The 24,175-nt window shown below is 66.1% G+C and carries 23 protein-coding genes; 21 read left to right on the plus strand and 2 right to left on the minus strand.

What is annotated here, in order from left to right; translation table 11 throughout:
- Positions 1-7 precede the first annotated feature (7 nt).
- Entirely contained in the window at positions 8-778 is a 771-nt protein-coding gene (locus tag ACZYSP_RS16545; RefSeq protein ID WP_489015387.1) for a PP2C family protein-serine/threonine phosphatase, read from the minus strand.
- Positions 779-885: 107 nt separating this feature from the next.
- On the opposite strand from ACZYSP_RS16545, the gene ACZYSP_RS16550 reads away from it, so the two are divergent.
- The gene (locus ACZYSP_RS16550) at positions 886-1,089 is read left to right on the plus strand and encodes a YdcH family protein (RefSeq protein ID WP_093052238.1); all 204 of its coding nucleotides are present in this window, start codon (positions 886-888) and stop codon (positions 1,087-1,089) included.
- A complete protein-coding gene (locus tag ACZYSP_RS16555) occupies positions 1,086-3,173 on the plus strand; it encodes an ATP-dependent DNA helicase (protein WP_489015389.1) in 2,088 nt (695 codons plus the stop codon). The genes ACZYSP_RS16550 and ACZYSP_RS16555 overlap by 4 nt, the downstream gene beginning before the upstream one ends.
- Before the next feature lie 33 nt (positions 3,174-3,206).
- On the opposite strand, the gene ACZYSP_RS16560 is transcribed toward ACZYSP_RS16555, so the two are convergent.
- Positions 3,207-4,013 carry an outer membrane protein assembly factor BamD gene (locus tag ACZYSP_RS16560; RefSeq protein WP_093052233.1) on the minus strand — a complete coding sequence of 269 codons (807 nt, stop codon included), beginning with the start codon at positions 4,011-4,013 and terminating at the stop codon, positions 3,207-3,209.
- Between the two features lie 23 nt (positions 4,014-4,036).
- Between ACZYSP_RS16560 and ACZYSP_RS16565 the strand changes: the two genes are divergently transcribed.
- From ACZYSP_RS16565 to ACZYSP_RS16655, 19 genes are all read left to right on the plus strand, one after another.
- Complete coding sequence (locus ACZYSP_RS16565; RefSeq protein ID WP_371127556.1) at positions 4,037-5,062, plus strand: RluA family pseudouridine synthase; 1,026 nt, start codon at positions 4,037-4,039, stop codon at positions 5,060-5,062.
- Between the two features lie 129 nt (positions 5,063-5,191).
- Complete coding sequence (scpB, locus tag ACZYSP_RS16570) at positions 5,192-6,115, plus strand: SMC-Scp complex subunit ScpB (protein WP_489015391.1); 924 nt, start codon at positions 5,192-5,194, stop codon at positions 6,113-6,115.
- The gene (locus ACZYSP_RS16575; protein WP_489015393.1) at positions 6,112-7,962 is read left to right on the plus strand and encodes a pseudouridine synthase; all 1,851 of its coding nucleotides are present in this window, start codon (positions 6,112-6,114) and stop codon (positions 7,960-7,962) included. Before scpB ends, ACZYSP_RS16575 begins: the two co-directional genes overlap by 4 nt.
- Before the next feature lie 153 nt (positions 7,963-8,115).
- Positions 8,116-8,541 (plus strand): nucleoside-diphosphate kinase, encoded by a 426-nt coding sequence (ndk, locus tag ACZYSP_RS16580; protein WP_093052220.1) that lies wholly within the window; start codon positions 8,116-8,118, stop codon positions 8,539-8,541.
- Between the two features lie 21 nt (positions 8,542-8,562).
- Complete coding sequence (gene rlmN / locus ACZYSP_RS16585) at positions 8,563-9,711, plus strand: dual-specificity RNA methyltransferase RlmN (protein ID WP_093052217.1); 1,149 nt, start codon at positions 8,563-8,565, stop codon at positions 9,709-9,711.
- Positions 9,712-9,715: 4 nt separating this feature from the next.
- Positions 9,716-10,570 carry a type IV pilus biogenesis/stability protein PilW gene (gene pilW / locus ACZYSP_RS16590; RefSeq protein ID WP_093052215.1) on the plus strand — a complete coding sequence of 285 codons (855 nt, stop codon included), beginning with the start codon at positions 9,716-9,718 and terminating at the stop codon, positions 10,568-10,570.
- Positions 10,563-11,522 (plus strand): helix-turn-helix domain-containing protein, encoded by a 960-nt coding sequence (locus ACZYSP_RS16595; protein ID WP_489015396.1) that lies wholly within the window; start codon positions 10,563-10,565, stop codon positions 11,520-11,522. The genes pilW and ACZYSP_RS16595 overlap by 8 nt, the downstream gene beginning before the upstream one ends.
- Entirely contained in the window at positions 11,519-12,796 is a 1,278-nt protein-coding gene (gene ispG, locus ACZYSP_RS16600; RefSeq protein ID WP_093052209.1) for a flavodoxin-dependent (E)-4-hydroxy-3-methylbut-2-enyl-diphosphate synthase, read from the plus strand. The genes ACZYSP_RS16595 and ispG overlap by 4 nt, the downstream gene beginning before the upstream one ends.
- 15 nt (positions 12,797-12,811) lie before the next feature.
- The gene (gene hisS, locus ACZYSP_RS16605) at positions 12,812-14,122 is read left to right on the plus strand and encodes a histidine--tRNA ligase (RefSeq protein WP_440534174.1); all 1,311 of its coding nucleotides are present in this window, start codon (positions 12,812-12,814) and stop codon (positions 14,120-14,122) included.
- A 6-nt stretch (positions 14,123-14,128) separates the two neighbouring features.
- Complete coding sequence (locus ACZYSP_RS16610; RefSeq protein WP_489015399.1) at positions 14,129-14,821, plus strand: YfgM family protein; 693 nt, start codon at positions 14,129-14,131, stop codon at positions 14,819-14,821.
- Between the two features lie 7 nt (positions 14,822-14,828).
- Positions 14,829-15,971: an outer membrane protein assembly factor BamB gene (gene bamB, locus ACZYSP_RS16615; protein WP_093052200.1), complete on the plus strand. Its 1,143-nt coding sequence runs from the start codon at positions 14,829-14,831 to the stop codon at positions 15,969-15,971.
- A gap of 57 nt (positions 15,972-16,028) precedes the next feature.
- Positions 16,029-17,372 carry a ribosome biogenesis GTPase Der gene (gene der / locus ACZYSP_RS16620; RefSeq protein WP_056598124.1) on the plus strand — a complete coding sequence of 448 codons (1,344 nt, stop codon included), beginning with the start codon at positions 16,029-16,031 and terminating at the stop codon, positions 17,370-17,372.
- 164 nt (positions 17,373-17,536) lie between these two features.
- The gene (gene hfq / locus ACZYSP_RS16625; RefSeq protein WP_012747311.1) at positions 17,537-17,782 is read left to right on the plus strand and encodes an RNA chaperone Hfq; all 246 of its coding nucleotides are present in this window, start codon (positions 17,537-17,539) and stop codon (positions 17,780-17,782) included.
- Between the two features lie 55 nt (positions 17,783-17,837).
- Entirely contained in the window at positions 17,838-19,019 is a 1,182-nt protein-coding gene (gene hflX, locus ACZYSP_RS16630; RefSeq protein ID WP_097199417.1) for a GTPase HflX, read from the plus strand.
- Positions 19,020-19,093: 74 nt separating this feature from the next.
- Positions 19,094-20,473 (plus strand): FtsH protease activity modulator HflK, encoded by a 1,380-nt coding sequence (gene hflK, locus ACZYSP_RS16635; RefSeq protein WP_093052194.1) that lies wholly within the window; start codon positions 19,094-19,096, stop codon positions 20,471-20,473.
- 17 nt (positions 20,474-20,490) lie between these two features.
- On the plus strand, positions 20,491-21,390 hold the full coding sequence (gene hflC / locus ACZYSP_RS16640) for a protease modulator HflC (RefSeq protein WP_093052191.1): 900 nt from the start codon (positions 20,491-20,493) through the stop codon (positions 21,388-21,390).
- Between the two features lie 16 nt (positions 21,391-21,406).
- The gene (locus tag ACZYSP_RS16645) at positions 21,407-21,595 is read left to right on the plus strand and encodes a DUF2065 domain-containing protein (protein ID WP_081269108.1); all 189 of its coding nucleotides are present in this window, start codon (positions 21,407-21,409) and stop codon (positions 21,593-21,595) included.
- 56 nt (positions 21,596-21,651) lie between these two features.
- Positions 21,652-22,812 carry an ATP phosphoribosyltransferase regulatory subunit gene (locus ACZYSP_RS16650; RefSeq protein ID WP_097199416.1) on the plus strand — a complete coding sequence of 387 codons (1,161 nt, stop codon included), beginning with the start codon at positions 21,652-21,654 and terminating at the stop codon, positions 22,810-22,812.
- Positions 22,813-22,835: 23 nt separating this feature from the next.
- Positions 22,836-24,167 carry an adenylosuccinate synthase gene (locus tag ACZYSP_RS16655; protein WP_489015405.1) on the plus strand — a complete coding sequence of 444 codons (1,332 nt, stop codon included), beginning with the start codon at positions 22,836-22,838 and terminating at the stop codon, positions 24,165-24,167.
- The last annotated feature ends 8 nt before the right edge of the window (positions 24,168-24,175 follow it).

A 24,175-nucleotide genomic window follows, 5' to 3' on the forward strand; every position in this document is an offset into this window, starting at 1 on the left:
GCACCGCTCAGGCGGCGACTGGCAGCGGATCGAGCTTCAGAACGGCAATCGAGATGTTGTCGCCCGTGCCCCGGGCCCGGCGGCGCGCTTCACCCACCAGGATTTCGACCGCATCGCGCGGCGGCTGTGCATACAGCACGCTCGCCAGTTCTTCCGGGCTGAAGTAGTGCCAGAGCCCGTCGCTGCAAGCCATCAACAGGTCGCCCGGCGCCAGCTTCGGGATGTAGTAGGGGTCGATGGGTGGCGGCGTGGTCGTCATGCCCAGGCAGCCGAGCAGGATGTTGCCCTGCGGATGGATGTTGGCCTCGGCCTCGGTGATCTGGCCGCGGTCGATCAGCACCTGCACGTACGAATGGTCGCGCGTGCGCCTGATGAGCTGGCCGTCGTGGAAGTGATAGATGCGCGAGTCGCCGGCGTGGATCCAGGCGCAGTCGCCCTTGGGGGTCATGAGGAAGGCCGCCAGCGTGCTGTGCGGCTCCTGCTCGCTGGAGACGGCGGTGAGCTTGATGACCGTGTGCGAATCTTCGAGGATCTGCTTCAGCACGGTTTCCGGGTCGTCGCGGCCGGGCTGGTAGCGGGTGAAGAGCTGGCGTGCCGTCATCAGCACCTGGTCGGAGGCCTTGCGCCCGCCGCTGCGGCCGCCCATGCCGTCGGCCACGATGCCCAGCACGCAGCCAGGCACGCGCGGATGGCTCATCAGCAGCACCTGGTCTTGTTGGTACGGGCGGTCTCCCTTGTGGAGTCCGGTGGCCGCGGCGAGTCGAAAGCCTTGGGTCATGAGGCATATGCGCCTGAAGCGCGTGTTTCTGTCTGCTCGGAGATTCGTGTCAGGACGTATTATCGAATGAACATGTGCCGCAAAAACCTCGCGCGCGCTCCCCACCGTTGGACTCCAATCTTCACTCCCTTTCCCGTCAGCTGATCGAACTGCGTATCGAGCACGCCGATCTCGACGCCACCATCGACCGGCTGGCCGAGGGCTCGCCGCAAGACGAGCTGCTGCTGCGGCGCCTGAAAAAGCGCCGCCTCGCGCTGCGTGACCAGATCACGCGCCTCGAAAACGACCTCGATCCGAAAGAGCCGGCGTGACAGGTGCGCTCGAAGACAAGGTGCGCGACGCCTTCGCGCAGGACGGCGCGCTGTCGCGTGCCGCCGACCAGTTCCGCGAACGCTCGGGACAAACCGAAATGGCAATGGCCGTCGCCCGCACCATCGACCAGGGCGGCGTGCTGGTAGTCGAGGCTGGCACCGGGGTGGGCAAGACCTTTTCGTACCTCGTGCCGGCCCTGCTGAGCGGCGAGCGCGTGCTGCTGTCGACCGCCACCAAGACGCTGCAGGACCAGCTGTTCGGCCGTGACCTGCCGCGTCTTGTCGAAGCCTTCGGCCTGCCGGTGCGCACGGCGCTGCTGAAGGGGCGCGCCAGCTACCTGTGCCTGCACCGACTCGACCAGGCGCGCCATGACGCTTCATTGCCGGAGCGCGGCAGCCTGCGCACGCTCGCCAAGATCGAGCAGTGGTCGAAGGCTACGCGCACGGGCGACCTGGCCGAGCTGCCGGGGCTCGACGAGCGCTCGCCGCTGATTCCGCTGATCACCTCCACGCGAGAGAACTGCCTGGGCGCGCAATGCCCGCAGTTCAAGCCCTGCCATGTCAACCTGGCGCGGCGCGAGGCGCTGGCGGCCGACATCGTGGTCATCAACCACCATCTTTTCTTTGCCGACCTCGCAGTGCGCGAGACCGGCATGGCCGAGCTGCTGCCGACAGTGAGCGTGGTGGTGTTCGACGAAGCCCACCAGCTCAACGAAACCGGCGTGCAGTTTCTTGGCGCGCAGCTCGGCAGCGGCCAGGCGCTCGACTTCGCGCGCGACATGCTGGCGGCCGGCTTGCAGCATGCGCGCGGCCTCGTCGACTGGCAGCAACTGGTCGGCGCGCTCGAACGGGCTGCGCGCGAACTGCGGCTGGTGGTCGGCAAGCAATGGCCGGGCGCCAAGCTGCGCTGGCTGGGTGCGTCGCCCGAGGGCATCGATCCCGACGCATGGCAGCGCGCATTGGACGATCTGCTGCACGCGTTCGAGCTGGCGGCGGAGGGACTTGCCACCGTCAGCGAAATCTCGCCCGACTTCGTGCGGTTGCACGAGCGGGCCCGCCAACTCGCGAAACGTACCGCGCGCTTCGCCTTGCCATGCGAGGTCGATTCGGTGCGTTGGGTCGACGTCGGCACGCAGTTGCGGCTCATCGAATCGCCGCTGGACATCGCCGATGCCATGCGCAAGCGGGTGCTCAAGATCGTCGAGGCAGACGCTGATGTTGGCGACGATGGCGACGACGATGACCTCGATGGCTATGGCGAGCGGCCGGCGCGCGAGGCAGCAGCGGCGGTGCAGGAAGACAGCGGCCGCGCCTGGGTCTTCACCTCGGCCACGCTGGGCGATGAGCCCACGCTGCGCTGGTTCACCGAGCCCTGCGGACTGCAGGACGCGGAAGTGCTGCGCGTGCAGAGCCCGTTCGACTATGCCTCGCAGGCCGCGCTCTATGTGCCGCGTGCGTTTCCCAAGCCCAACGATCCGTCGCACAGCCAGCGCGTCGCGGAATTGGCTGCGCGCGGCGCGACGGAGCTCGGCGGTCGCACGCTGGTGCTGACGACCACGCTGCGCGCGCTGCGCACCATCGGCGATGCGATGAAGCAGCAGTTCGAACTGCTCGACGCGCAAGTGCGGCCCGAGGTGCTGGTGCAGGGCGAGTTGCCCAAGCGCGTGCTGATGGACCGCTTTCGCGAAGGCGCGAGCGCCGGGCGCGCTGGCTGCGTGCTGGTGGCATCGGCTTCGTTCTGGGAGGGCTTCGATGCACCGGGCGATGCGCTGCAGCTGGTGGTGATCGACAAGCTGCCGTTCCCGCCGCCCAACGATCCGCTGGTCGAGGCGCGCTCGCAGCGCCTGGAATCACAGGGGCGCAGTTCGTTTGCCGACTATTCGCTGCCCGAGGCGGCCGTGGCGCTCAAGCAGGGAGCAGGGCGGTTGATTCGGCGGGAAACCGACAGCGGCGTGCTGGCGATCTGCGACACGCGGCTGGTTGCCATGGGCTATGGCCGCCGGTTGCTGTCGGCGCTGCCGCCGATGCGGCGGCTCGAAAACGAATCGGATTTCGAGGCCGCGCTGGACGCGCTCAAGACCTAGCTTCTGGCCAGGAAGAGCGCGTGCTCTGGTGGCTTACCAGAGCTTCCACCAAGGGTCGTCCTTGCCCTTGAAACCGTTAGCGAGGTAGGTGCTCTGCGGATAGTTGGTGGTCAGCACGCGCTGGGCGTCGTCGCGCAGGTCCTTCATGCCGAGGGCGTCGTACGACTTCACCATGATGAACAGGGCTTCCTCGAGCGCCGGCACTTCGCGGTAGTCGGCCAGTGCGATCTGGGCCCGGTTGATGGCTGCCAGGTAGGCGCCGCGCGAGTAGTAGTAGCGTGCCACGTGAACTTCGTACTGCGCGAGCGAGTTCACGATGTAGTTCATGCGCTGGCGCGCGTCAGGGGCGTAGCGCGAATCGGGGAAGCGCGTGACGAGGTCCTTGAACGATTCGAACGATTCCTTGGCGGCCTTCTGGTCGCGCTCGGACAGGTCCTGGCGCGTCATGAACGCGAACATGCCGAGGTCGTCGTTGAAGTTGATCACGCCCTTGAGGTACAGCGCATAGTCGAGAGCCGTGCTCGCCGGATGCAACTTCATGAAGCGGTCGATGGTGGCGATGGCGCTCGCCTTTTCGCCCGACTTGTACTGGGCGTAGGCCTTTTCCAGCTGCGCCTGCTGCGCGAGCGGTGTGCCGGCAGCGCGGCCTTCGAGCTTCTCGTAGAGCGGAACGGCCTTGTCGTAGGCGCCCGATCCAGCCTCTTCCTTGGCTTCAGAGTAGATGCGGTTGGGGCTCCAGTTGGCAGTCTTGTCGACGGAGGTCGACGAGCAGCCAGCTGCCAGCAGAGCCGCCGCGCTGAGCGCGATCCAGCTGGGGACCGATAATTTGGCGCGAAACATCACATACGGCTTTCGTGAAACAGTTGCCCTCAATTATATCGACCGACCCTTTGGGCAATATCCCCGAGACCGCCGAGGTGGCCGAGCTCGAAGAGGGCGCCGATCCGATCGAGCCCAGCGAGCAACGGCCTTTCGTCATCGATCCGGCCCAGCACGGCCAGCGGCTGGACCGCGCGCTTGCCGCGCTGGTACCCGAGTTTTCCCGCAGCTATCTGCAGCAATTGATCGAGGCTGGCGCGGTGGAGCTGCAGGGCCGCACACTCACCAAGGTCTCGGCCACAGTGAAGGCGGGACAGGCCGGTCGCATCGAATTGCGCCCCACGCCCCAGAGCCAGGCCTTCCGGCCCGAGGCGATGGACATCGTCACCGTGTACGAGGACGAGCACCTGCGCATCGTCGACAAGCCGGCCGGCCTCGTGGTGCATCCGGCACCCGGGCACTGGAGCGGCACGCTCCTGAATGGCCTGCTGGCGCTGGACCCGAAGGCGGTGCTGCTGCCGCGCGCCGGCATCGTGCACCGGCTCGACCGCGACACCAGCGGCCTGATGGTGGTGGCGCGCACCCGCGCCACCATGGACGCGATGGTGGCGCTGATCGCCGCCCGCGAGGTCAAGCGGCAGTACCTGGCCATCGGCCACAAGCCGTGGGAGGGCGCCGCGGCCCGCCAGGTCGACGCCCCCATCGGCCGCGACCCGCGCAACCGGCTGCGCATGGCCGTGGTCGATCTCGAGCGGCATGCGGGCAAGACGGCGCGCACGCTGATCGAGCGGCTCGACAGCAACGCCGAAGGCTGCGCTGTGCGCTGCACGCTCGAAACCGGGCGCACCCACCAGATCCGCGTGCACATGGCGTCGATCGGTCATCCGCTGGTGGGAGACGCGCTTTATGGCGGCGCGCCGGCTGCCGGGCTGTCTCGCCAGGCGCTGCATGCATTCAGGCTGGCCTTCGTGCATCCCGTCACGCAAGAGGCGATGGAGTTCCGTTCGCCGCCACCGCCAGATCTCGTCCAGGCTTTGCAGTCCTGGGGGCTGGATTACAATCGCGCCTGACGGCCCGAGGGCCGCGCCGGTCACCCAAGGCCGGCCTTGCGTTGCATTTGCCGTGTGCCTGCAGCGCCTACTCCTTTCATCCTTCTGAACAAGCGTCCCTGAGGCGCCTTTTCCCGGATAACGCGAACCATGAATACGGCGGATGCCAAGCGCATTCTCGAAACCGCCTTGATCTGTTCGAGCCAGCCGTTGCCGGTGCGCGATATGCGCGTGCTGTTCGACGACGAACTGGGCGTGGACACCATCAAGGTGCTGTTGCTTGAACTGCAGGAAGACTGGGCGCAACGCGGCCTGGAGCTTGTGAGCGTCGGCAGCGGCTGGCGCTTCCAGAGCCGGCCGGAGATGCGCGATCACCTCGACCGCCTGCACCCCGAGAAGCCGCCGCGCTACACGCGCGCCGCACTCGAGACGCTGGCCATCATTGCCTATCGACAGCCGGCCACGCGCGGCGACATGGAAGACATCCGCGGCGTCACGATCAACTCGTTGATCCTCAAGCAGCTGGAAGATCGCGGCTGGGTCGAAGTCATCGGCCACCGCGAAACGGTCGGCCGACCGGCGCTGTATGCAACCACGCGCCAGTTTCTTGACGACCTGGGCCTTGCCTCGCTCGATCAGCTCCCGCTGATCGAGACGCCCGCGCAGCAGGCCGCGCTGGTCGATGCGCTCGAACGGGCGTCGGGTGAGCAGCAGGGGCTGCCTATCGATGCCGCACCGGAGGCCGAAGCATTGGCCGAGGGCGATGCCGATGCATCGGCGATGGCAGAGCTGGAGCCCGCCGCAGCCGAAGCCGACGCCGAAGTTACTGAGGCGGAGCAGGAAGTCGCTGCCTCGCAGCAGGACGAAGCAGTGCCGGCAGAAGAGCCCGCCGTCATCGACATGGCGCCAGAAGTCGCCGAAGAAGCGGTCGAAGCCGCCGAAGCGCAGTTTGCCGAGAACGCGGCAGACACCGAATCCCCCGCCGAGCCCGCCCAGGCGCCGTCGCCAGAACCCGATGCCCCGTCCCAGGACGAGGCCGACCCTCACGCTCCCTCTCCCGGAAAAACCTCATGAGCACAACCGACACCGAAGACGCGGCGATGCTGCCGGCCGAGCCCGAAGTCAAAAAGAAGAAGAGGGCGACCACGCCCAAGAAGGCTGCGGTTGATGCTATTGAATCGGTAGCGCCAGAGGTCACGGCGCAGGAACTCGCTGCACCGGCAGAGGCTGAAGCACCCAAGAAGCCGCGCGCGCCCCGCAAGAAGAAGCCAGTGGAGCAGGACGAGGCTTTGGTGTCGCCTGGTGCGGAGCCGCCCGAAGTGGCTGAGCCAAAAGCCGCTGCTGCTGTTGTCGCCGAGGAAGCCCCGATTGCCGTCGCCGCTGCCGCAGAAGAAGTTCGTGAGCCTGCGCCGGTAGAGGCCGCCTCCCAGGCACCTCAGCCCGAACAAGTCGATCGCATCCACGACCAGGACGACGAAGAGCGGGACGAAGACGAAGAAGAGCCCGACGAGGAAGAAGACGACCTCGACCGTGCCCGCCGCGCCGCCGAGCGCGAGCAGCGCAATGCGTTGCCGCCCGAGCCGATCCGCTTCGCGGACGTCATCTCCGGCCAGTTCGATGCCGACGAAGAAAGCCCCGAAGTCCCGCCGCTCAAGCGCGTGCTGCTGCCCGAGGCCGATTCGCCCAAACTGCACAAGGTGCTGGCGCAGGCTGGCCTCGGCTCTCGGCTCGAAATGGAGCAGCTGATTCTCCAGGGCCGCATTTCCGTCAACAACGAGCCGGCCCACATCGGCCAGCGCATCCAGTTCGGCGACCAGGTCAAGATCAACGGCAAGCCGATCCGCTACCGCATCGCGCCCCCGCCGCCCCGCGTGATCGCGTATCACAAGCCCGTGGGCGAAGTGGTCACGCATGACGATCCGCAGAACCGCCCGACCGTGTTCCGCAAGCTGCCGCGCCTGCAGCAGGGCAAGTGGCAGTCGGTCGGCCGTCTCGACCTGAACACCGAAGGCCTGCTGCTGTTCAGCAGTTCCGGCGACTTGGCCAATCAGCTCATGCACCCGCGCTTTGGCCTGGAGCGCGAGTACGCGGTGCGTGTGCTGGGTGCGCTCACCAGTGAAGAAAAGCAGAAGCTGCTCGACGGCGTGCGCCTCGACGACGGTATGGCGCAGTTCGGCACCATCGAAGACGGTGGTGGCGAGGGCTCGAATTGCTGGTACCGCGTGACCATTTCCGAAGGCCGCAACCGTGAAGTGCGCCGCCTGTTCGAGTCGGTGGGCCATGCTGTCAGCCGGCTGATCCGCATCCGCTACGGTGCCATGGTGTTGCCGCGCGGCCTGAAGCGCGGTGCCTGGATGGAGCTCGACGAGCGCGACATCCGAGCGCTGTTCCAGGCCTCCGGTGGCGCGGCTGCCCGGCCCGGTCCGCAGCAGCAGCGCGGCCCCGGGCAAGAGGGCGGTGGCGGCAATGGCCGCAACGGGCGCAACAAGAAGCGCCGGGGCAACCGCAATGGTGGCGGTGGTGGACAGCCGCCGCGCGACATGCGCGATGCACGCGAAGATGGCGGACGCGAAGCGCCGATTCCGAATCCGCTTGGCGATGGCCGTCCGCCGCGCGGCGACCGGGGTGCCCGCCCCAATCGTGGCGGTGGCAATGGCGGCCCGCCCCAGGGGCAGGGACGCCGTGGCAACAGCGGCAACCGCCAGGGCGGCGGCAATCGCCAGCAGGGCGACGACCGTCAACCGAGTGGCGCCAATCAGCCCGATCCGATGAAGACCTCGTTGGGGTACATCGGTGCCGACAGCTTCTCGCGCCAGCGCAAGGAGCAGCGCGGAGGCCCGCGTCGTGGTGGAGGCGGGGGCGGTGGTGGCGGCTTCGGCGGTCAGGGCGGCCAAGGCGGCGGACGCCGTCGCGGGCGCTGAAAGCCAGCCGTCGGAGCGCGGCCTTTCGCGGGGTTTTCACCAATCCGCAAGGCTGCGCCGGTTAAAATCAGAGGCTTTGTCGACATGTGACGCAACAAATTCGTTGCAGTTGTGACAAAACACTTCAAAATCAAAGCTCCAGGAAGCATTTCAATGGCTATCGAACGTACCCTCTCCATCATCAAGCCCGACGCAGTTGCCAAGAACGTCATCGGCAAGATCGTTTCCCGTTTTGAAGCTGCTGGCCTCAAGATCGTCGCCGCCAAGCTGGTGCACCTGTCGCGCAACGAAGCCGAACAGTTCTACGCCGTGCACAAGGAGCGCCCCTTCTTCAAGGACCTCGTCGAGTTCATGATCTCGGGCCCCGTGTTCGTGCAAGTGCTCGAAGGCGAAAACGCCATCGCCAAGAACCGCGATCTGATGGGCGCCACCGACCCCAAGAAGGCAGCCGCCGGCACCATCCGCGCCGACTTCGCCGACAGCATCGACGCCAACGCCGTGCACGGTTCGGACGCTGCCGAAACCGCAGCGAACGAAGTCGCTTTCTTCTTCGCCGGCCTCAACGTCTACGCACGCTGAAGCCGCATCTCGACCGATTCCATGACCACGGCCAATCTGCTCGACTTCGATCTCGAGGGGTTGGCTGCGTTCTGCGAAAAACTCGGCGAGAAAAAATTCCGCGCCACGCAGCTGTTCCGCTGGATTCACCAGCGTGGCGCCAGCGACTTCACCCAGATGACCGATCTGGCGAAGTCGCTGCGCGAGAAACTCGCGACCACCGCGCGCGTGGAGGCCTTGCCGGTCATCACGCAGCACGAATCCAAGGACGGCACGATCAAGTGGCTGTTCGACGTCGGTGACGGCAATGCCGTCGAAGCCGTATTCATTCCCGAGGACGATCGCGGCACCTTGTGCGTGTCGTCCCAGGCCGGCTGTGCGGTCGGTTGCCGCTTTTGCTCGACTGGGCATCAGGGCTTCAGCCGCAACCTGAGCACGGGCGAAATCGTCGCCCAGCTCTGGTTTGCCGAACACTTCCTGCGCAAGCACCTGAAGCGCGACGAGCGCGTCATCTCCAACGTGGTGATGATGGGCATGGGCGAGCCGCTTCAGAACTACTCGGCGCTGGTGCCCGCGCTGCGCACCATGCTCGACGACAACGCCTACGGGCTGTCGCGCCGCCGCGTGACGGTGTCGACTTCCGGCGTGGTGCCGATGATCGACCGCCTGGGCGCCGATTGCCCGGTGGCCATGGCCGTTTCGCTGCATGCGCCGAACGACGCGCTGCGCGACGACCTCGTGCCGCTCAATCGCAAATACCCGATCGCCGAACTGATCGAGGCCTGCAAGCGCTATCTGGCGCATGCGCCGCGCGATTTCATCACCTTCGAATACTGCATGCTGGATGGCGTGAACGACCAGCCCGAGCATGCGCGGCAGCTCGTCGAACTGGTGCGCACGCACGGCATCTCGTGCAAGTTCAACCTGATTCCTTTCAACCCGTTTCCGGCCTCGGGTCTGCTGCGTTCGCCGCAGCCGCGCGTGCTGGCATTCGCCAGGACGCTGAGCGAAGCTGGTCTCGTGACTACGGTGCGCAAGACGCGCGGCGACGACATCGATGCCGCCTGCGGCCAGCTCGCCGGCGACGTCAAGGACCGCACCCGCGCGGCCGAGCGCATGGCCCAGCGCCGTGCAACGGAGCGTCCCGTTGTTTTGCATCCGGTCCGCAAGGCCGCCCCCCAGGAGCATTGAACTGATGAGCATGGTCATTCCGACGACGACCGCGAATGTGCAGCGGATGCTGACTACAGGTTTCGCGGGTGTCGCCGTGGCGTTGCTGCTTGCGGGCTGCGTGAACACGCGCACCACCACCACCAGCCTGGCCGACACCAGTTCGGGCAAGGGGACCGAGGTGGTCACCGAATCCGACGAGTCCAGCCGGCAGCGCCGCGCGCGCCTGCGCATGGAACTGGCCGCCGGCTATTTCGAGCATGGCCAGACCACCGTCGCGCTCGACGAGATCAAGCAAGCGCTGGTCGCCGACCCCAACAACGCCGACGCCTACAACCTGCGCGGCCTGGTCTACATGCGGCTCGACGATGCCGGCATGGCCGAAGACAGCTTCCGCCGCGCCATCGCCATCAATCCGCGCGACCCCAACGCGCGCCACAACTACGGCTGGCTGCTGTGCCAGCAGAACCGCTATGGCGATGCGGCTGCGCAGTTCACCGAGGCATTGGCAGTGCCGAGCTATGCCGACCGCGCCAAGACGCTCATGACGCAGGGCGTGTGCGAGCTCAAGGCCGGGCAGCGCGTGCAAGCCGAGCGCAGCCTCATGCAGGCCTACGAGATCGACGCCGGCAATCCGGTTGTTGGCTTCAACCTTGCTTCGGTGTTGGCGCAGCGCGAAGAATGGTCGCGCGCGCAGTTCTACATTCGCCGCGTCAACAACAGTGCCTCGGCCAGCGCCGAGACGCTCTGGCTCGGCATCAAGATCGAACGAAAGCTGAACAACCGCGAGGCAGTCGCGCAGTTGGGAGGCCAACTGCAACGACGCTTCCCCCAGTCGCGGGAGGCAACAGCGTACGAGCGCGGGAATTTCAATGACTGATCGGGTTTCGGAGTTCGGCACTTCCGCAGCGCTGCCGCTGGAAGAAGGCGACATCACGCACAAGACCGCCGGCGATCTGCTGCGCGAGGCGCGCGAGGCCCATGGCCTGCACATCGAGATGGTGGCGGCCGCCCTCAAGGTGCCGCCGCAGAAGCTCATGGCGCTTGAAGCAGACGACATTGCCTCGTTGCCGGATCCGGTCTTCGCTCGCGCCCTGGCGAGCAGTGTCTGCCGTGCTTTGCGCATCGACCCGGCGCCCGTGCTTGCGAAGTTGCCCAGCACGCAAAGGGTGTCGCTGGCCGAGGCCGACCGAACCCTTCGAACGAACATCACTTCGGGCACGCCGCGCTGGAACAGCAGCGGACGCTCCAGCGGACTGCCTTCGCGCGGGTTGCTGATCGTGGTGCTGGTGCTGCTGGTTGGCGCGGCTGCGTTGTTCTGGTTGCCGCAATCGGTGTTCGACCAGATCAGTGCTTCCGTGTCGCGCCTGACGGCGCGTAGCGAGGCCGATACGGAATCGGCGCCAGCGAACGGACCGGCTTCGGCCAGCGCAACTGGCGCCGTGGCCGAAACGGTGCCCTCGCAGGCTGTGGCACCGAGCGCTCCGGTGGGCCAAGCGCCCGCCGCAATCGCTGCCAATGCGCCATCTGCCCCCGCAGCGGTTGCGGTTGCCCCCACCGCGCCCGTGGCGACTGCCGCAAGCGCAAGCAGTCAGCAACTCGTTTTCGTGGCACGTGAAGAGTGCTGGATCACCGTAACCGAAGCCGGCGGCAAGCAGTTGCTGCGTCGCAGCCTGCAGGCCGGCGAAACGGTCGGCCTGTCGGGCGCGCTGCCACTGTCGGTGGTGGTGGGCCGTGCGTCGGCGGTCGATGTGCAGGTAAGCGGCAAGCCTTACGATCTGACGCCTGTCACGCGCGGCGGTGGCGTGGCGCGTTTCGAGGTGAAATCGTGACCGACTGCTATCCCGATCCCATTCCATCGGCGGCGCCCAAGGCGCGCCGCTCGCGCCAGTCCAGCGTGACCTGGGGCTCGCGTGTGGTTACGGTGGGTGGCGACGCCCCCGTGCGCGTGCAGTCCATGACCAACACCGACACCGTGGATGCCATCGGCACCGCGATCCAGGTGAAGGAGCTGGCCATCGCCGGCTCGGAAATGGTCCGTATCACAGTCAACACGCCCGAAGCCGCGGCGCAGGTGCCCTACATCCGCGAGCAGCTCGATCGCATGGGCATCGACGTGCCGCTGATCGGCGACTTCCACTACAACGGCCACCGTCTGCTCACCGACTATCCGGCCTGCGCCGAAGCGCTGAGCAAGTACCGGATCAACCCCGGCAACGTAGGCAAGGGCGACAAGCGCGACCGCCAGTTCGGCCAGATGATCGACGCGGCCATGCGCTGGAACAAGCCGGTGCGCATCGGCGTCAACTGGGGCAGCCTCGACCAGGAACTGCTCGCCAGCCTGATGGACACCAACAGCCAGCGCGCCGAGCCGTGGGACGCCAAGCAGGTGATGTACGAGGCGCTGATCACCTCGGCCATCGAGTCCGCGAAGCTCGCCGAATCGATGGGCATGGCTGGCAACCAGGTCATCCTGTCGTGCAAGGTGAGCGGCGTGCAGGACCTGATCTCGGTTTACCGCGAGCTGGCCCGCCGCTGCGACTATGCGCTGCACCTGGGCCTCACCGAGGCCGGCATGGGCACCAAGGGCACGGTGGCATCGGCCACGGCGCTGTCGATCCTGCTGCAGGAGGGCATCGGCGACACCATTCGCGTGTCGCTTACGCCGCAGCCGGGCGAGTCGCGCACGCAGGAGGTGGTGATCGCCTCCGAAATCCTCCAGGCGCTGGGGCTGCGCGTGTTCGTGCCCAGCGTTACGGCCTGCCCGGGCTGCGGCCGCACCACCAGCACTACTTTCCAAGAGTTGGCCAAGCAGATCGACGACTATCTGCGCATGCAGATGCCGGTCTGGCGCAAGAAATATCCGGGCGTCGAGACGATGAAGGTGGCCGTCATGGGCTGCATCGTCAACGGCCCTGGCGAAAGCAAGCATGCCGACATCGGCATCAGCCTGCCCGGCACCGGCGAGGCGCCCGCCGCGCCGGTCTTCATCGACGGCGAAAAGGCACTCACGCTGCGCGGCGACAATATCGCCAACGAGTTTCACCAGCTCGTCGAAACCTACATCGAAAAGCGCTTCGGCGGCGAACACGCTGTCGCGGCCTGACACCTCCGCAGACTCATGGCTGAAAAATTGAATGCCGTCAAAGGCATGAACGACATATTGCCGCCCGAATCGGCGCGCTGGGAATGGCTCGAGGCCACCGTGCGCGACCTGATGGGGCGCTATGCGTACCGTAACGTCCGCACGCCGATCCTCGAGCACACGGCGCTGTTCGTGCGCGGCATCGGCGAAGTGACGGACATCGTCGAGAAGGAGATGTACTCCTTCCACGACCGGTCCGACAAATACGGCGACAACGACCACCTGACGCTGCGCCCCGAGAACACCGCCGGCATCGTGCGGGCCGCGATCGAGCACAACATGCTCTACGACGGCGGCAAGCGCCTGTGGGCCATCGGGCCGATGTTCCGGCGCGAAAAGCCGCAGCGCGGGCGTTTCCGGCAGTTCCACCAGATCGACGTCGAGGCGCTGGGCTTTGCCGGTCCCGACGTCGACGCTGAATTGATCCTGCTCGCGAGCGCGCTCTGGAAGGCGATCGGCCTGACCGACGTGCGGCTGGAACTCAACAGCCTTGGCCAACCGGCAGAGCGGGCGCAGCACCGCGCCCAGCTCATCGCGCATTTCGAGGCACATGCCGACAAGCTCGACGAGGACGGCAAGCGCCGCCTGCACAGCAACCCGCTGCGCATCCTCGACACCAAGAATCCGGCGATGAAGGATGTGGTCGAGTCGGCGCCGAGATTGATGGATTTCCTCGGTGCCGAATCGCTGGCGCACTTCGAGGGGTTGAAGGCCATCCTCGATGCCAACGGCGTTGCCTACACCATCAACCCGCGCCTCGTGCGCGGCCTCGACTACTACAACCTCAGCGTGTTCGAGTTCGTGACCGACCGGCTCGGCTCGCAGGGCACGGTGTGTGCCGGCGGCCGCTATGACGGCCTGTTCGAGCAACTCGGCGGCAAGCCGGCGCCTGCAGTGGGATGGGCGATCGGCGTGGAGCGCGTGCTCGACCTCATGAAGGAGCAGGGCACCCAGATCCCGGTACGGGCCCCCGATGTCTATGCCGTCGTGCCCGATGCCTCCGCCATGCCGGTGGTGCTGCGCACGCTGCAGCAGTTGCGTGACGCCGGCACACGTGTGCAGATGCACGCCGCCACGGCGGACGGCCTCGGCAGCTTCAAGTCGCAGTTCAAGCGGGCCGACAACAGCGGCGCCACCTATGCCCTGATCTTCGGCGCCGATGAACTTGCACGCGGCGAAGTGACTCTCAAGGCGCTGCGCGACGGAAGCGGCGCGCAAACCTCCCGGCCACTTGCTGAAGTGGCCGCATGGGCCGCCACCCTACAATCGCCGGCTCCCAACAACTGACAGCGCATGGCAACCCACCTCGACCTCGAAGAACAGGAACAGCTCGACCAGCTCAAGCATTTCTGGAATACCTACGGCACCCTGATCACTTCGGTCGTGCTGCTCGTCGCTGGCGCCTTCGTGGCCTGGAACGGCTGGCAATGGTATGGCCGCAACAAGGCGGCGCAGGCCTCGTCGCTCTACGACGAGGTCGAGAAGACGGCGCAGGCGGGCGACCCGGCACGCATCGCTCTCGTGCTCGACGACATGAAGAAGCGCTTCGCCGGCACTGCCTATGCGCAACAGGCCGGCCTGCTGGTCGCCAAGACGCTGTACGAGAAGGGCAATGCCGCAGGCTCGCGCGCCGAGCTCGAATGGGTCGCGCAGAACGCCATCGACCCTGGCTACAAGGCCATCGCCCGGCTGCGGCTGGCGGCCGAACTGCTCGACAGCAAGTCTTACGACGATGCCCTCAAGCAGCTCGACGGCAGCGTGCCCAAGGAATTCGAACCGCTGGTAGCCGACCGCAAGGGCGACATCTACCTGGCTCAAGGCAAGCGGGCCGAAGCGCAGACCGAATACCGCAAGGCGTGGACCGGCCTTGGCGTCACCTCGGACTATCGCCGTCTGGTTGAAATCAAGCTCAACGCGGTCGGTGTCGATCCGAAGAGCCTGGCACCCGTCGTCACCGTCACACCCGCAGCCCCCAAAACTCCCTGACCGCATCATGAATTTCAAGCGTTTCATGCCTGAATCGACCGCCTTGCGTGCGGGATCAGCTCTTGTTTTGGTAGCGTTTCTCGCCGCCTGTTCTGGCACCAGCAAGCCGAAGCCGGCCGAGCTGCCTGCCAACCCGGCCTTGATGGGCGTGCGCCAGGCCTGGACTGTGCGCATCCCCGATGTCCAGTTCCCGCTCAGCACCGACGTCAGCGGCGACACGGTTACCGTGGCTGGCAGTGACGGCACGGTGGTCGCCATCGACGCCCGCGCCGGCCGCGAAACCTGGCGCGTCAGTGCCGGTGCCCCACTGGCTGCAGGTGTCGGCAGCGACGGGTCGATGGCTGCGGTCGTCACCACCAGCAACGAGCTGGTCGCCATCGAGAACGGCAAGGTCCTGTGGAAGCAGAAGCTCTCGGCCCAGGCTTTCACCGCACCGCTGGTGGCAGGCCGCCGCGTGTTCGTGCAGACCGCCGACCGCAGCATCAGCGCCTGGGACGGCCAGAGCGGCCGTCGCCTCTGGATTCAGCAGCGCGCCGGAGAAAACCTGGTGCTGCGCAAGTCGGGCGTACTCATCGCCGTGGGCGACACGCTGGTGGCCGGCATCGGCGGCCGGTTGGTTGGCATCAACCCCGCCAACGGCACTTCGCGCTGGGAGTCGCCCATTGCGGCTCCGCGCGGCACCAACGACGTGGAGCGCCTGGTCGACCTGACCGGTAGCGTGAGCCGCTTTGGAGACACGGTTTGCGCCCGCGCTTACTACGCCAGCGTCGGCTGCGTCGAGACCGTGCGAGGTTCGCTGGTCTGGAGCAAGCCGGCTTCGGGCGCGGACGGCGTCAGCGGCGACAGCGGTTTTGTCTACGGCACCGAGTCCGACGGCAGCGTCGTGGCCTGGCGCCGTGCCGATGGTGAACGCGCCTGGCAGATGAGCCGTTTCAAGAGTCGCAACCTCACCGCACCGCTGGCCGTGGGCCGTTCACTGATCGTCGGCGAAGACACCGGCACGCTGCATTTCGTCTCGCGCGAAGACGGTGCGCTGCTCAATCGCATCACGCCGGATGGCTCGGCCATCACCGTCACGCCGGTACTGGCCGGCAACACGGTCGTGGTGGTGACTGCCAAGGGTGGCGTTTTTGGCTATCGCCCTGAATAACTTTTCTTTCTTTTTCCAAGGCCCGACCATGAATACCGAGCCATCGAAAGGCCGGCCATGAAGCCGGTCGTGGCCCTGGTCGGGCGGCCCAACGTTGGCAAGTCGACCCTCTTCAACCGCCTGACCCAGACGCGCGACGCCATCGTCGCCGACTTCGCCGGACTCACGCGCGACCGTCACTACGGCAACGGCCGCCTGGGCAAGCACGAGTTCATCGTGATTGACACCGGCGGCTTCGAGCCTGACGCGGGCAGCGGTATCTACAAGGAAATGGCCAAGCAGACTCGGCAGGCCGTGGCCGAGGCCGACGTGGTGATCTTCGTGGTCGACGCCCGTGAGGGCCTCTCGGCTCAAGACCACGACATTGCCAACGAACTGCGCCGCCTTGGCAAGCCCTGTGTGCTGGCGGCCAACAAGGCCGAGGGCATGCACGACGGCACCAAGCTGGTCGACTTCTACGAACTCGGCTTCGGCGACGTGCATGGCGTGTCGGCTGCGCACGGGCAGGGCATGCGCGACCTTGTCGAGCTTGCGCTGGAGCCGCTGAACCTGCCTGATCCCGACGACGAGACGGACGAGGACGAGGTCAACAAGCCGATCAAGCTGGCCGTGGCCGGCCGGCCCAATGTGGGCAAGTCCACGTTGATCAACACCTGGCTGGGTGAAGAGCGCCTGGTGGCCTTCGACATGCCGGGCACCACGCGCGACGCCATCTCCGTGCCTTTCGAGCGAAACGGCCAGCGCTTCGAGCTGATCGACACGGCCGGCCTGCGCCGCAAGGGCAGGGTGTTCGAGGCGATCGAGAAGTTCTCGGTGGTCAAGACGCTGCAGGCCATCGAGTCGGCCAATGTCGTGCTGCTGCTGCTCGACGCCACGCAGGGCGTGACCGACCAGGATGCGCACATTGCCGGCTACATCCTCGAGAGTGGCCGCGCGGTGGTGATCGCCATCAACAAGTGGGACGCGGTCGACAGCTACCAGCGCGAGCAGATCCAGCGGCAGATCGAGACCCGGCTGCCGTTCCTGAAGTTCGCGGCGCTGCATTTCATCTCGGCCATCAAGCGCCAGGGCCTGGGCCCGGTGTGGCAGGCGATTGCGCAGGCCCACAAGTCGGCCACGCGCAAGATGTCGACCCCTGTGCTGACACGCCTGCTGCTGGAGGCGGTGCAGTTCCAGGCGCCCAAGCGTGGCGGCATGTACCGCCCCAAGCTGCGCTATGCGCATCAGGGGGGTATGAACCCGCCGGTGATCGTGATCCACGGGAATTCGCTGGAGCATGTCACCGACGCTTACAAGCGCTTCCTCGAGGGGCGCTTCCGTAAGGAATTCGACCTTGTGGGTACCCCCTTGCGCATCGAGTTCAAGAGCTCGCACAATCCATTTGCCGACAAGGACGATTGAGGGAGCTTGGCCGCCGATGGCGGCCAATGAGTTGCAGCAGCAGTGGAAGTTCCGCCTTTTGAGAACCGTTATTTTCTCAAGGCTTTTGACCCCGATTGCTGCAGCGCAGAAACCCTGTGTTAAGGTCATCTCTCCAACAACTACTCTTGAACACGGAGAATATCGTGAGCAATAAAGGGCAACTTCTGCAAGACCCGTTTCTGAACACCCTGCGTCGTGAGCACGTGCCGGTTTCCATTTATTTGGTGAACGGTATCAAGCTGCAGGGCCAGATCGAGTCTTTTGACCAGTACGTCGTGTTGCTTCGCAATACGGTGACGCAAATGGTCTACAAGCACGCCATTTCCACCATCGTGCCGGGTCGTGCCGTCAACTTCTCGGCTGCCGAGAACGACGACGCCGCAGCCTGATCGCGCGGAGCGCGGCAGCTCTGCTGCCGCGCTTTTTCCCAATTTCTGATCCCGCTTGTCTGAACTGATCCCCCGCCAGGAAGGCGCCGCCGTTCTCGTCGGCGTCGATTTCGGGCTGCCCCATTTCGACAGCGAACTCGAGGAACTCGGCCTGCTTGCGCAGACCGCGGGCCTGACGCCCGTCGCCCGTCTTGCGTGCAAGCGCAAGGCGCCCGATGCGGCATTGTTCGTTGGCAGCGGCAAGGCCGAAGAAATCAAGGAGCTGGCTGCCCTGTACAGGGCGAGCGAGGTCATCTTCGACCAGGCCCTGAGCCCCGCGCAGCAGCGCAACCTCGAGCGCCAGCTCGACGTTGCCGTCTACGACCGGACCTTCCTCATCCTCGAGATCTTCGCCCAGCGCGCGCGTTCGCACGAAGGCAAGCTGCAGGTCGAGCTGGCTCGCCTGCAGTACCTCAGCACGCGGCTGGTCCGTCGCTGGTCCCACCTGGAGCGCCAGACCGGCGGCGCCGGGGTGCGCGGCGGCCCGGGTGAAAAGCAGATCGAGCTCGACCGCCGGATGATCAGCGAGTCGATCAAGCGCACACGCGAGCGTCTCGCCAAGGTGCAGAAGCAGCGCGGCACGCAGCGCCGCCAGCGCGAGCGCCGCGAGACCTTCAACATCTCCCTGGTGGGCTACACCAACGCGGGCAAGTCGTCGCTGTTCAATGCGCTGGTCAAGGCCCGCGCCTATGCGGCCGACCAGCTGTTCGCCACGCTCGATACCACCACGCGCAACCTCTACCTGGGCAATACCGAAGATGGACGGAGGCGGCAGGTATCGATCTCCGACACCGTGGGCTTCATCCGCGACCTGCCGCACGGCCTGGTCGATGCCTTCAAGGCCACGCTGCAGGAGGCGGTCGACGCCGACCTGCTGCTGCACGTGATCGACGCCTCCAACCCGCATTACCCCGAGCAGATGGCCGAGGTGCAGGCGGTGCTGCGCGAGATCGGTGCCGACACCGTTCCGCAGCTTTTGGTATTCAACAAGCTCGACGCCCTTGAAAGCGCGCAACATCCGCTGCATCTGCAGGACGAGATGGAAATCGACGGCGTGCAGGTTCCCCGCATCTTCCTCAGCGCCAAGAGCGGCGAGGGCGTGCCGCTGCTGCGCACCGAGCTCGCCCGGCAGTCGGGCTCTGTAGCCGATACGATGACCCCTGGGGCAAACGCTGAATTGCACGATGCAGCCGATTGATTGGGCACAATCCCGCCACTGACAAGAGAACGAAGCGAATGAATTCAAAGCCAGCGCGGAGAGGGTTTCTGGGCATGTTCAACCTGAACGATGGCCGATGGGGGCGCGGCGACGAACCGTCGTCCTCCAACGGCGACCGCCCGGCCGGCAACCGCCCCCCCGATGCCAATCCCCCCGGCGCACCGACGCCCCCGCCTCCGGGCAACAACAACAGCAACGACAACCGTCCCCGCGGACAAGGCCCCAACCAGGGCCCGCCCGACCTCGACGAACTCTGGCGCGACCTCAATCGCAAGCTCGGTGGCTTCTTCGGCGGCAAGGGTGGCGGCAACCGTCCCAACGGCGGCAGCAGCGGCGGTGGTGGCAACGGCTACAGGCCCGACATGAAAAACGCAGGATTCGGCCTAGGCCTCGTGGCCGCAGTGGCCGTCCTGATCTGGCTCGGCACCGGCTTCTTCATCGTGAACGAAGGCCAGCAGGCCGTCGTCACGCAGTTCGGCAGCTACAAGAGCACCGTGGGTGCAGGCTTCAACTGGCGCCTGCCGTATCCCATTCAGCGCCACGAAGTGGTGGTGACCACGCAGATCCGCTCCGCCGACGTGGGCCGCGATGCCATCGTGCGCTCCACCGGCCTGCGCGAATCGGCCATGCTGACCGAAGACGAGAACATCGTCGAGATCAAGTTCGCCGTGCAGTACCGCCTGAGCGACCCGCGCGCCTGGCTCTACGAGAGCAAGTCGCCCGCCGACACCGTCGTGCAGGTGGCCGAGACCTCCGTGCGCGAGGTGGTAGGCAAGATGAAGATGGACGCCGCGCTGGCCGAAGAGCGCGACCAGATCGCACCGCGCGTGCGTGCGCTGATGCAGACCATCCTCGACCGCTACAAGATCGGCGTCGAAGTCGTCGGCATCAACCTGCAGCAGGGCGGCGTGCGTCCGCCCGAGCAGGTGCAGGCCGCGTTCGACGACGTGCTCAAGGCTGGCCAGGAGCGCGAGCGCACCAAGAACGATGCGCAGGCTTATGCCAACAACGTGGTGCCGCTCGCCACTGGTACGGCTTCGCGCCTGAAGGAGGAGTCCGAGGCCTACAAGGCGCGGATCGTGGCGCAGGCCCAGGGTGATGCAGGCCGCTTCAGCGCGGTGCTGGCTGAATACCAGAAAGCCCCGCAGGTGACGCGCGACCGCATGTACACCGACGCCATGCAGCAGATCTACGCCAGCACGACCAAGGTGCTGGTCGACAGCAAGCAGGGCTCGAACCTGCTGTACCTGCCACTCGACAAGCTCATGCAGATGAGCGGCAACAGCGGCGCCGCCGCGGCTACCCCGGTCGATGCGGCCAGTCCCAACGTTGCCGGCACCGCGCCGGCCCAGTCCTCGGTGATCCCGGTGGCCCCCGCGACGACCGATGTGCGTGGCCGCGATGGCCGCTCGCGTGACCGCGACGTGCGTTGAGAAAGGCCCGAAAGAATATGAACAGAATCGGATTCATCGCTACGTCGATCCTCGTGCTGCTCGTGCTGGCAAGCTCGACCCTCTTCGTGGTCGACCAGCGCCAGTTCGGCGTGGTCTATGCCCTCGGCCAGATCAAGCAGGTCATTACCGAGCCCGGCCTGAACTTCAAGCTGCCGCCGCCGTTCCAGAACGTGTCGTACATCGACAAGCGCCTGCTGACTCTGTCGAGCGTGGACACCGAGCCCATGCTCACCGCCGAGAAGCAGCGCGTGGTGATCGACTGGTACGTGCGCTGGCGCATCTCCGACCCGCAGGCCTACATCCGTAACGTCGGCCTCGACGAGAACGCCGGTGCAATGCAGCTCAACCGCGTGGTGCGCAATGCGTTCCAGGAGAACATCAACAAGCGCACCGTGCGCGACCTGATCTCGGTGCGCCGCGAAGCCCTCATGGCCGACGTGCAGCGCGAAGTGCTGTCGGTGGTGAAGGGTGCCAAGCCCTGGGGCGTGGACGTGGTCGACGTGCGCATCACGCGTGTCGACTACGTGGAAGCCATCACTGAATCGGTCTATCGCCGCATGGAAGCCGAGCGCAAGCGCGTGGCCAACGAGCTGCGTTCGACCGGTACGGCTGAAGGCGAAAAGATTCGCGCCGATGCCGATCGCCAACGCGAGGTGATCGTGGCGAACGCCTACCGCGACGCCCAGAAGATCAAGGGCGAGGGCGATGCCCAGGCCGCTTCCGCTTACAGCGAAGCCTTCGGCCGCGATCCGCAGTTTGCGCAGTTCTACCGAAGCCTCGATGCCTACAAGCAGAGCTTCAACAAGAAGAGCGACGTGATGGTGCTCGACCCGTCGTCGGACTTCTTCCGCGCCATGCAAGGCTCGGGCTCGACCACCAACGCGTCTCGTCGTTGATTCTTCGCCAGGAGCCGTGAGCGCCGACACTTTCTGGAGCGCATTGGCGCTCGTCCTGGTGATCGAAGGCATCCTGCCTTTCGTCTCGCCGGGAGGGTGGCGGCGCGGCTTCGGGCAGCTCATGCAGCTGCGCGACGGCCAGCTTCGTTTCTTCGGACTTTGCAGCATCCTGCTGGGTTTGATACTGCTCTGGATCCTGGCCTAGTCTTGGGCTGGTCGCGGTCCCGGTAGAATCCCGGTTTAACCACGCCCCCGATCCCCATGTCCGCCTGGGTCCTCCCGGATCACATTGCCGATGTGCTGCCCTCCGAGGCGCGCCACATCGAAGAACTTCGACGCCAGCTGCTCGATACCGCCCGTGGCTATGGCTACGAGCTGGTGATGCCGCCGCTGCTCGAGCATCTCGAATCGCTGCTCTCGGGCACCGGCGAGGCGCTCGATCTCCAAACCTTCAAGCTTGTCGACCAGCTTTCCGGCCGCAGCATGGGCCTGCGTGCCGACACCACCCCCCAGGTGGCGCGCATCGATGCCCACCTGCTGAACCGTGACGGTGTTGCCCGCCTGTGCTATTGCGGTCCGGTGCTCCACACCCGGCCTGATCGCCCGCACGCCACCCGTGAGCCCCTGCAGTTCGGCGCCGAGATCTACGGCCATGCCGGTCTCGAAGCGGACATCGAAACCTTGCTGCTGGCGCTCGACTGCCTCGATGCCGCCGGCCTGCGCGACGGCGTGATCGTCGACTTGGCCGATGCTCGCATCGTGCGCGCCTTGTTCGCTGGCGTGCCGGTCGATGCGGCCGCGCTGGCCCGGGTGCATGCAGCGCTGGCCGCCAAGGACGCGAGCGAACTCGAATCGCTCACCAAGGATTTCCCCGCCGCCTCGCGCGAGGGGCTGCGTGCCCTCATCCAGCTGTACGGCGACGCGTCGGTGCTCGACGAGGCCGCCAAGGCCCTGAAAGGCACGCCCGCCGTGGGTGCTGCCCTGGCCGACCTGAAGCAGCTCGCCGCCGGTTTGCAGGGCGTGGCCGGTCGCCAGATCAGCTTCGACCTGGCAGACCTGCGCGGCTATGCGTATTACAGCGGCATGCGCTTCGGCATCTACGTGCCCGGCGCGGCCGATTCGCTGGTTCGTGGTGGCCGCTACGACGAAGTGGGGGCCGTGTTCGGCCGCAACCGTCCGGCGGTCGGCTTCAGCCTCGACGTGCGCGAACTGGTTGGCGTGCTGCCGGCCCGCCCGCTGCGCGCCGCCATCCGCGCGCCCTGGAGTGACGCGGCCGGGCTGCGTCAGGCAATTGCCCAATTGCGCAAGGCCGGCGAAACGGTAGTCTGCGTGCTGCCGGGCCATGGCAGCGAAATCGATGAATTCCACTGCGACCGCGAGCTCGTCGAGCAAGCTGGCCAGTGGAATGTCCGAGCGATCTGAATTTTTGAAGTAATGGAACGAGCATGAGCGTAACCACCGGAAGAAACGTGGTCGTCGTTGGCACCCAATGGGGCGACGAGGGCAAAGGCAAGCTGGTCGACTGGCTGACGGAAAGCGCCCAGGGCGTGGTCCGCTTCCAGGGCGGCCACAACGCGGGCCACACGCTGGTCATCAACGGTGTGAAAACCGCGTTGCACCTGATCCCGAGCGGCATCATGCGGCCCGGCGTCAAGTGCTACATCGGCAACGGCGTGGTGCTGTCGGCCGCCAAGCTGTTCGAGGAAATCGAAGGGCTGGAGAAGGCTGGCGTCGAGGTGCGTTCGCGCCTGCGCATCAGCGAGGCCTGCCCGCTGATCCTGCCGTTCCATGCCGCGCTGGACATCGCGCGCGAGGCCTACCGCGAAAAGGGCGGAATCGAGAAGATCGGCACCACCGGCCGCGGCATCGGCCCTGCCTACGAAGACAAGATCGCCCGTCGCGCGCTGCGCGTGCAGGACCTGAAGCACCCCGAGCGTTTCGCGACCAAGCTGCGCGTGTTGCTCGACCTGCACAACCACGTGCTGACGCAGGTGCTGAGCGCCCCGGCCATCGACTTCGACGAAGTCTTCAACGAAGCGATGAAGCACGCCGAACTGCTCAAGCCCATGATGGCCGACGTTTCGCGCGAGCTGAACGACGCGCACAGGAACGGCGCCAACCTGCTGTTCGAAGGCGCACAGGGCACGCTGCTCGACGTCGACCACGGCACCTACCCGTACGTCACCTCCAGCAACTGCGTGGCCGGCAATGCCGCTGCCGGTTCGGGCGTGGGCCCGGGCATGCTGCACTACATCCTCGGCATCACCAAGGCCTACTGCACGCGCGTGGGCGGCGGTCCGTTCCCCACCGAACTCGACTGGGCCACGCCCGGCACCCCGGGCTACCACATGAGCACCGTGGGCGCCGAAAAGGGCGTGACCACCGGTCGCAGCCGACGTTGCGGCTGGTTCGACGCCGCGTTGCTCAAGCGCTCGGCGCAGGTCAACGGCCTGTCGGGCCTGTGCATCACCAAGCTCGACGTGCTGGACGGCCTCGAAAAGCTCGAGCTGTGCACCGGCTACGAGCTCGACGGCGAAATCACCGACATCCTGCCGATGGGCGCTGACGAGATCGAGCGCTGCACGCCGATCTACGAAACCCTCGAAGGCTGGAGCGAAAGCACCGTCGGCGTCACGCAGTACGACAAGCTGCCGATCAATGCGCGCCTGTACCTGCAGCGCATCGAGCAGGTCACCGGCGTGCCGATCCACATGGTGTCGACCAGCCCCGACCGCGACCACACGATCATGATGCGCCACCCCTACCTGGCCGACTGAAGAGGAAA

The organism is Variovorax sp. F042 (assembly GCF_057814215.1).

Excerpts from the sequence above, each read along its gene's own strand:
- ACZYSP_RS16595 (WP_489015396.1), top strand. The coding sequence starts at position 10,563 with ATGACTGATCGGGTTTCGGAGTTCGGCACTTCCGCAGCGCTGCCGCTG.
- ACZYSP_RS16560 (WP_093052233.1), bottom strand. The coding sequence starts at position 4,013 with ATGTTTCGCGCCAAATTATCGGTCCCCAGCTGGATCGCGCTCAGCGCG.
- bamB (WP_093052200.1), top strand. The coding sequence starts at position 14,829 with ATGAATTTCAAGCGTTTCATGCCTGAATCGACCGCCTTGCGTGCGGGA.
- ndk (WP_093052220.1), top strand. The coding sequence starts at position 8,116 with ATGGCTATCGAACGTACCCTCTCCATCATCAAGCCCGACGCAGTTGCC.
- pilW (WP_093052215.1), top strand. The coding sequence starts at position 9,716 with ATGAGCATGGTCATTCCGACGACGACCGCGAATGTGCAGCGGATGCTG.
- hisS (WP_440534174.1), top strand. The coding sequence starts at position 12,812 with ATGGCTGAAAAATTGAATGCCGTCAAAGGCATGAACGACATATTGCCG.
- ACZYSP_RS16650 (WP_097199416.1), top strand. The coding sequence starts at position 21,652 with ATGTCCGCCTGGGTCCTCCCGGATCACATTGCCGATGTGCTGCCCTCC.
- rlmN (WP_093052217.1), top strand. The coding sequence starts at position 8,563 with ATGACCACGGCCAATCTGCTCGACTTCGATCTCGAGGGGTTGGCTGCG.
- ACZYSP_RS16575 (WP_489015393.1), top strand. The coding sequence starts at position 6,112 with ATGAGCACAACCGACACCGAAGACGCGGCGATGCTGCCGGCCGAGCCC.
- hflK (WP_093052194.1), top strand. The coding sequence starts at position 19,094 with ATGTTCAACCTGAACGATGGCCGATGGGGGCGCGGCGACGAACCGTCG.
- hflC (WP_093052191.1), top strand. The coding sequence starts at position 20,491 with ATGAACAGAATCGGATTCATCGCTACGTCGATCCTCGTGCTGCTCGTG.
- ACZYSP_RS16545 (WP_489015387.1), bottom strand. The coding sequence starts at position 778 with ATGACCCAAGGCTTTCGACTCGCCGCGGCCACCGGACTCCACAAGGGA.
- ACZYSP_RS16610 (WP_489015399.1), top strand. The coding sequence starts at position 14,129 with ATGGCAACCCACCTCGACCTCGAAGAACAGGAACAGCTCGACCAGCTC.
- scpB (WP_489015391.1), top strand. The coding sequence starts at position 5,192 with ATGAATACGGCGGATGCCAAGCGCATTCTCGAAACCGCCTTGATCTGT.
- der (WP_056598124.1), top strand. The coding sequence starts at position 16,029 with ATGAAGCCGGTCGTGGCCCTGGTCGGGCGGCCCAACGTTGGCAAGTCG.
- ACZYSP_RS16655 (WP_489015405.1), top strand. The coding sequence starts at position 22,836 with ATGAGCGTAACCACCGGAAGAAACGTGGTCGTCGTTGGCACCCAATGG.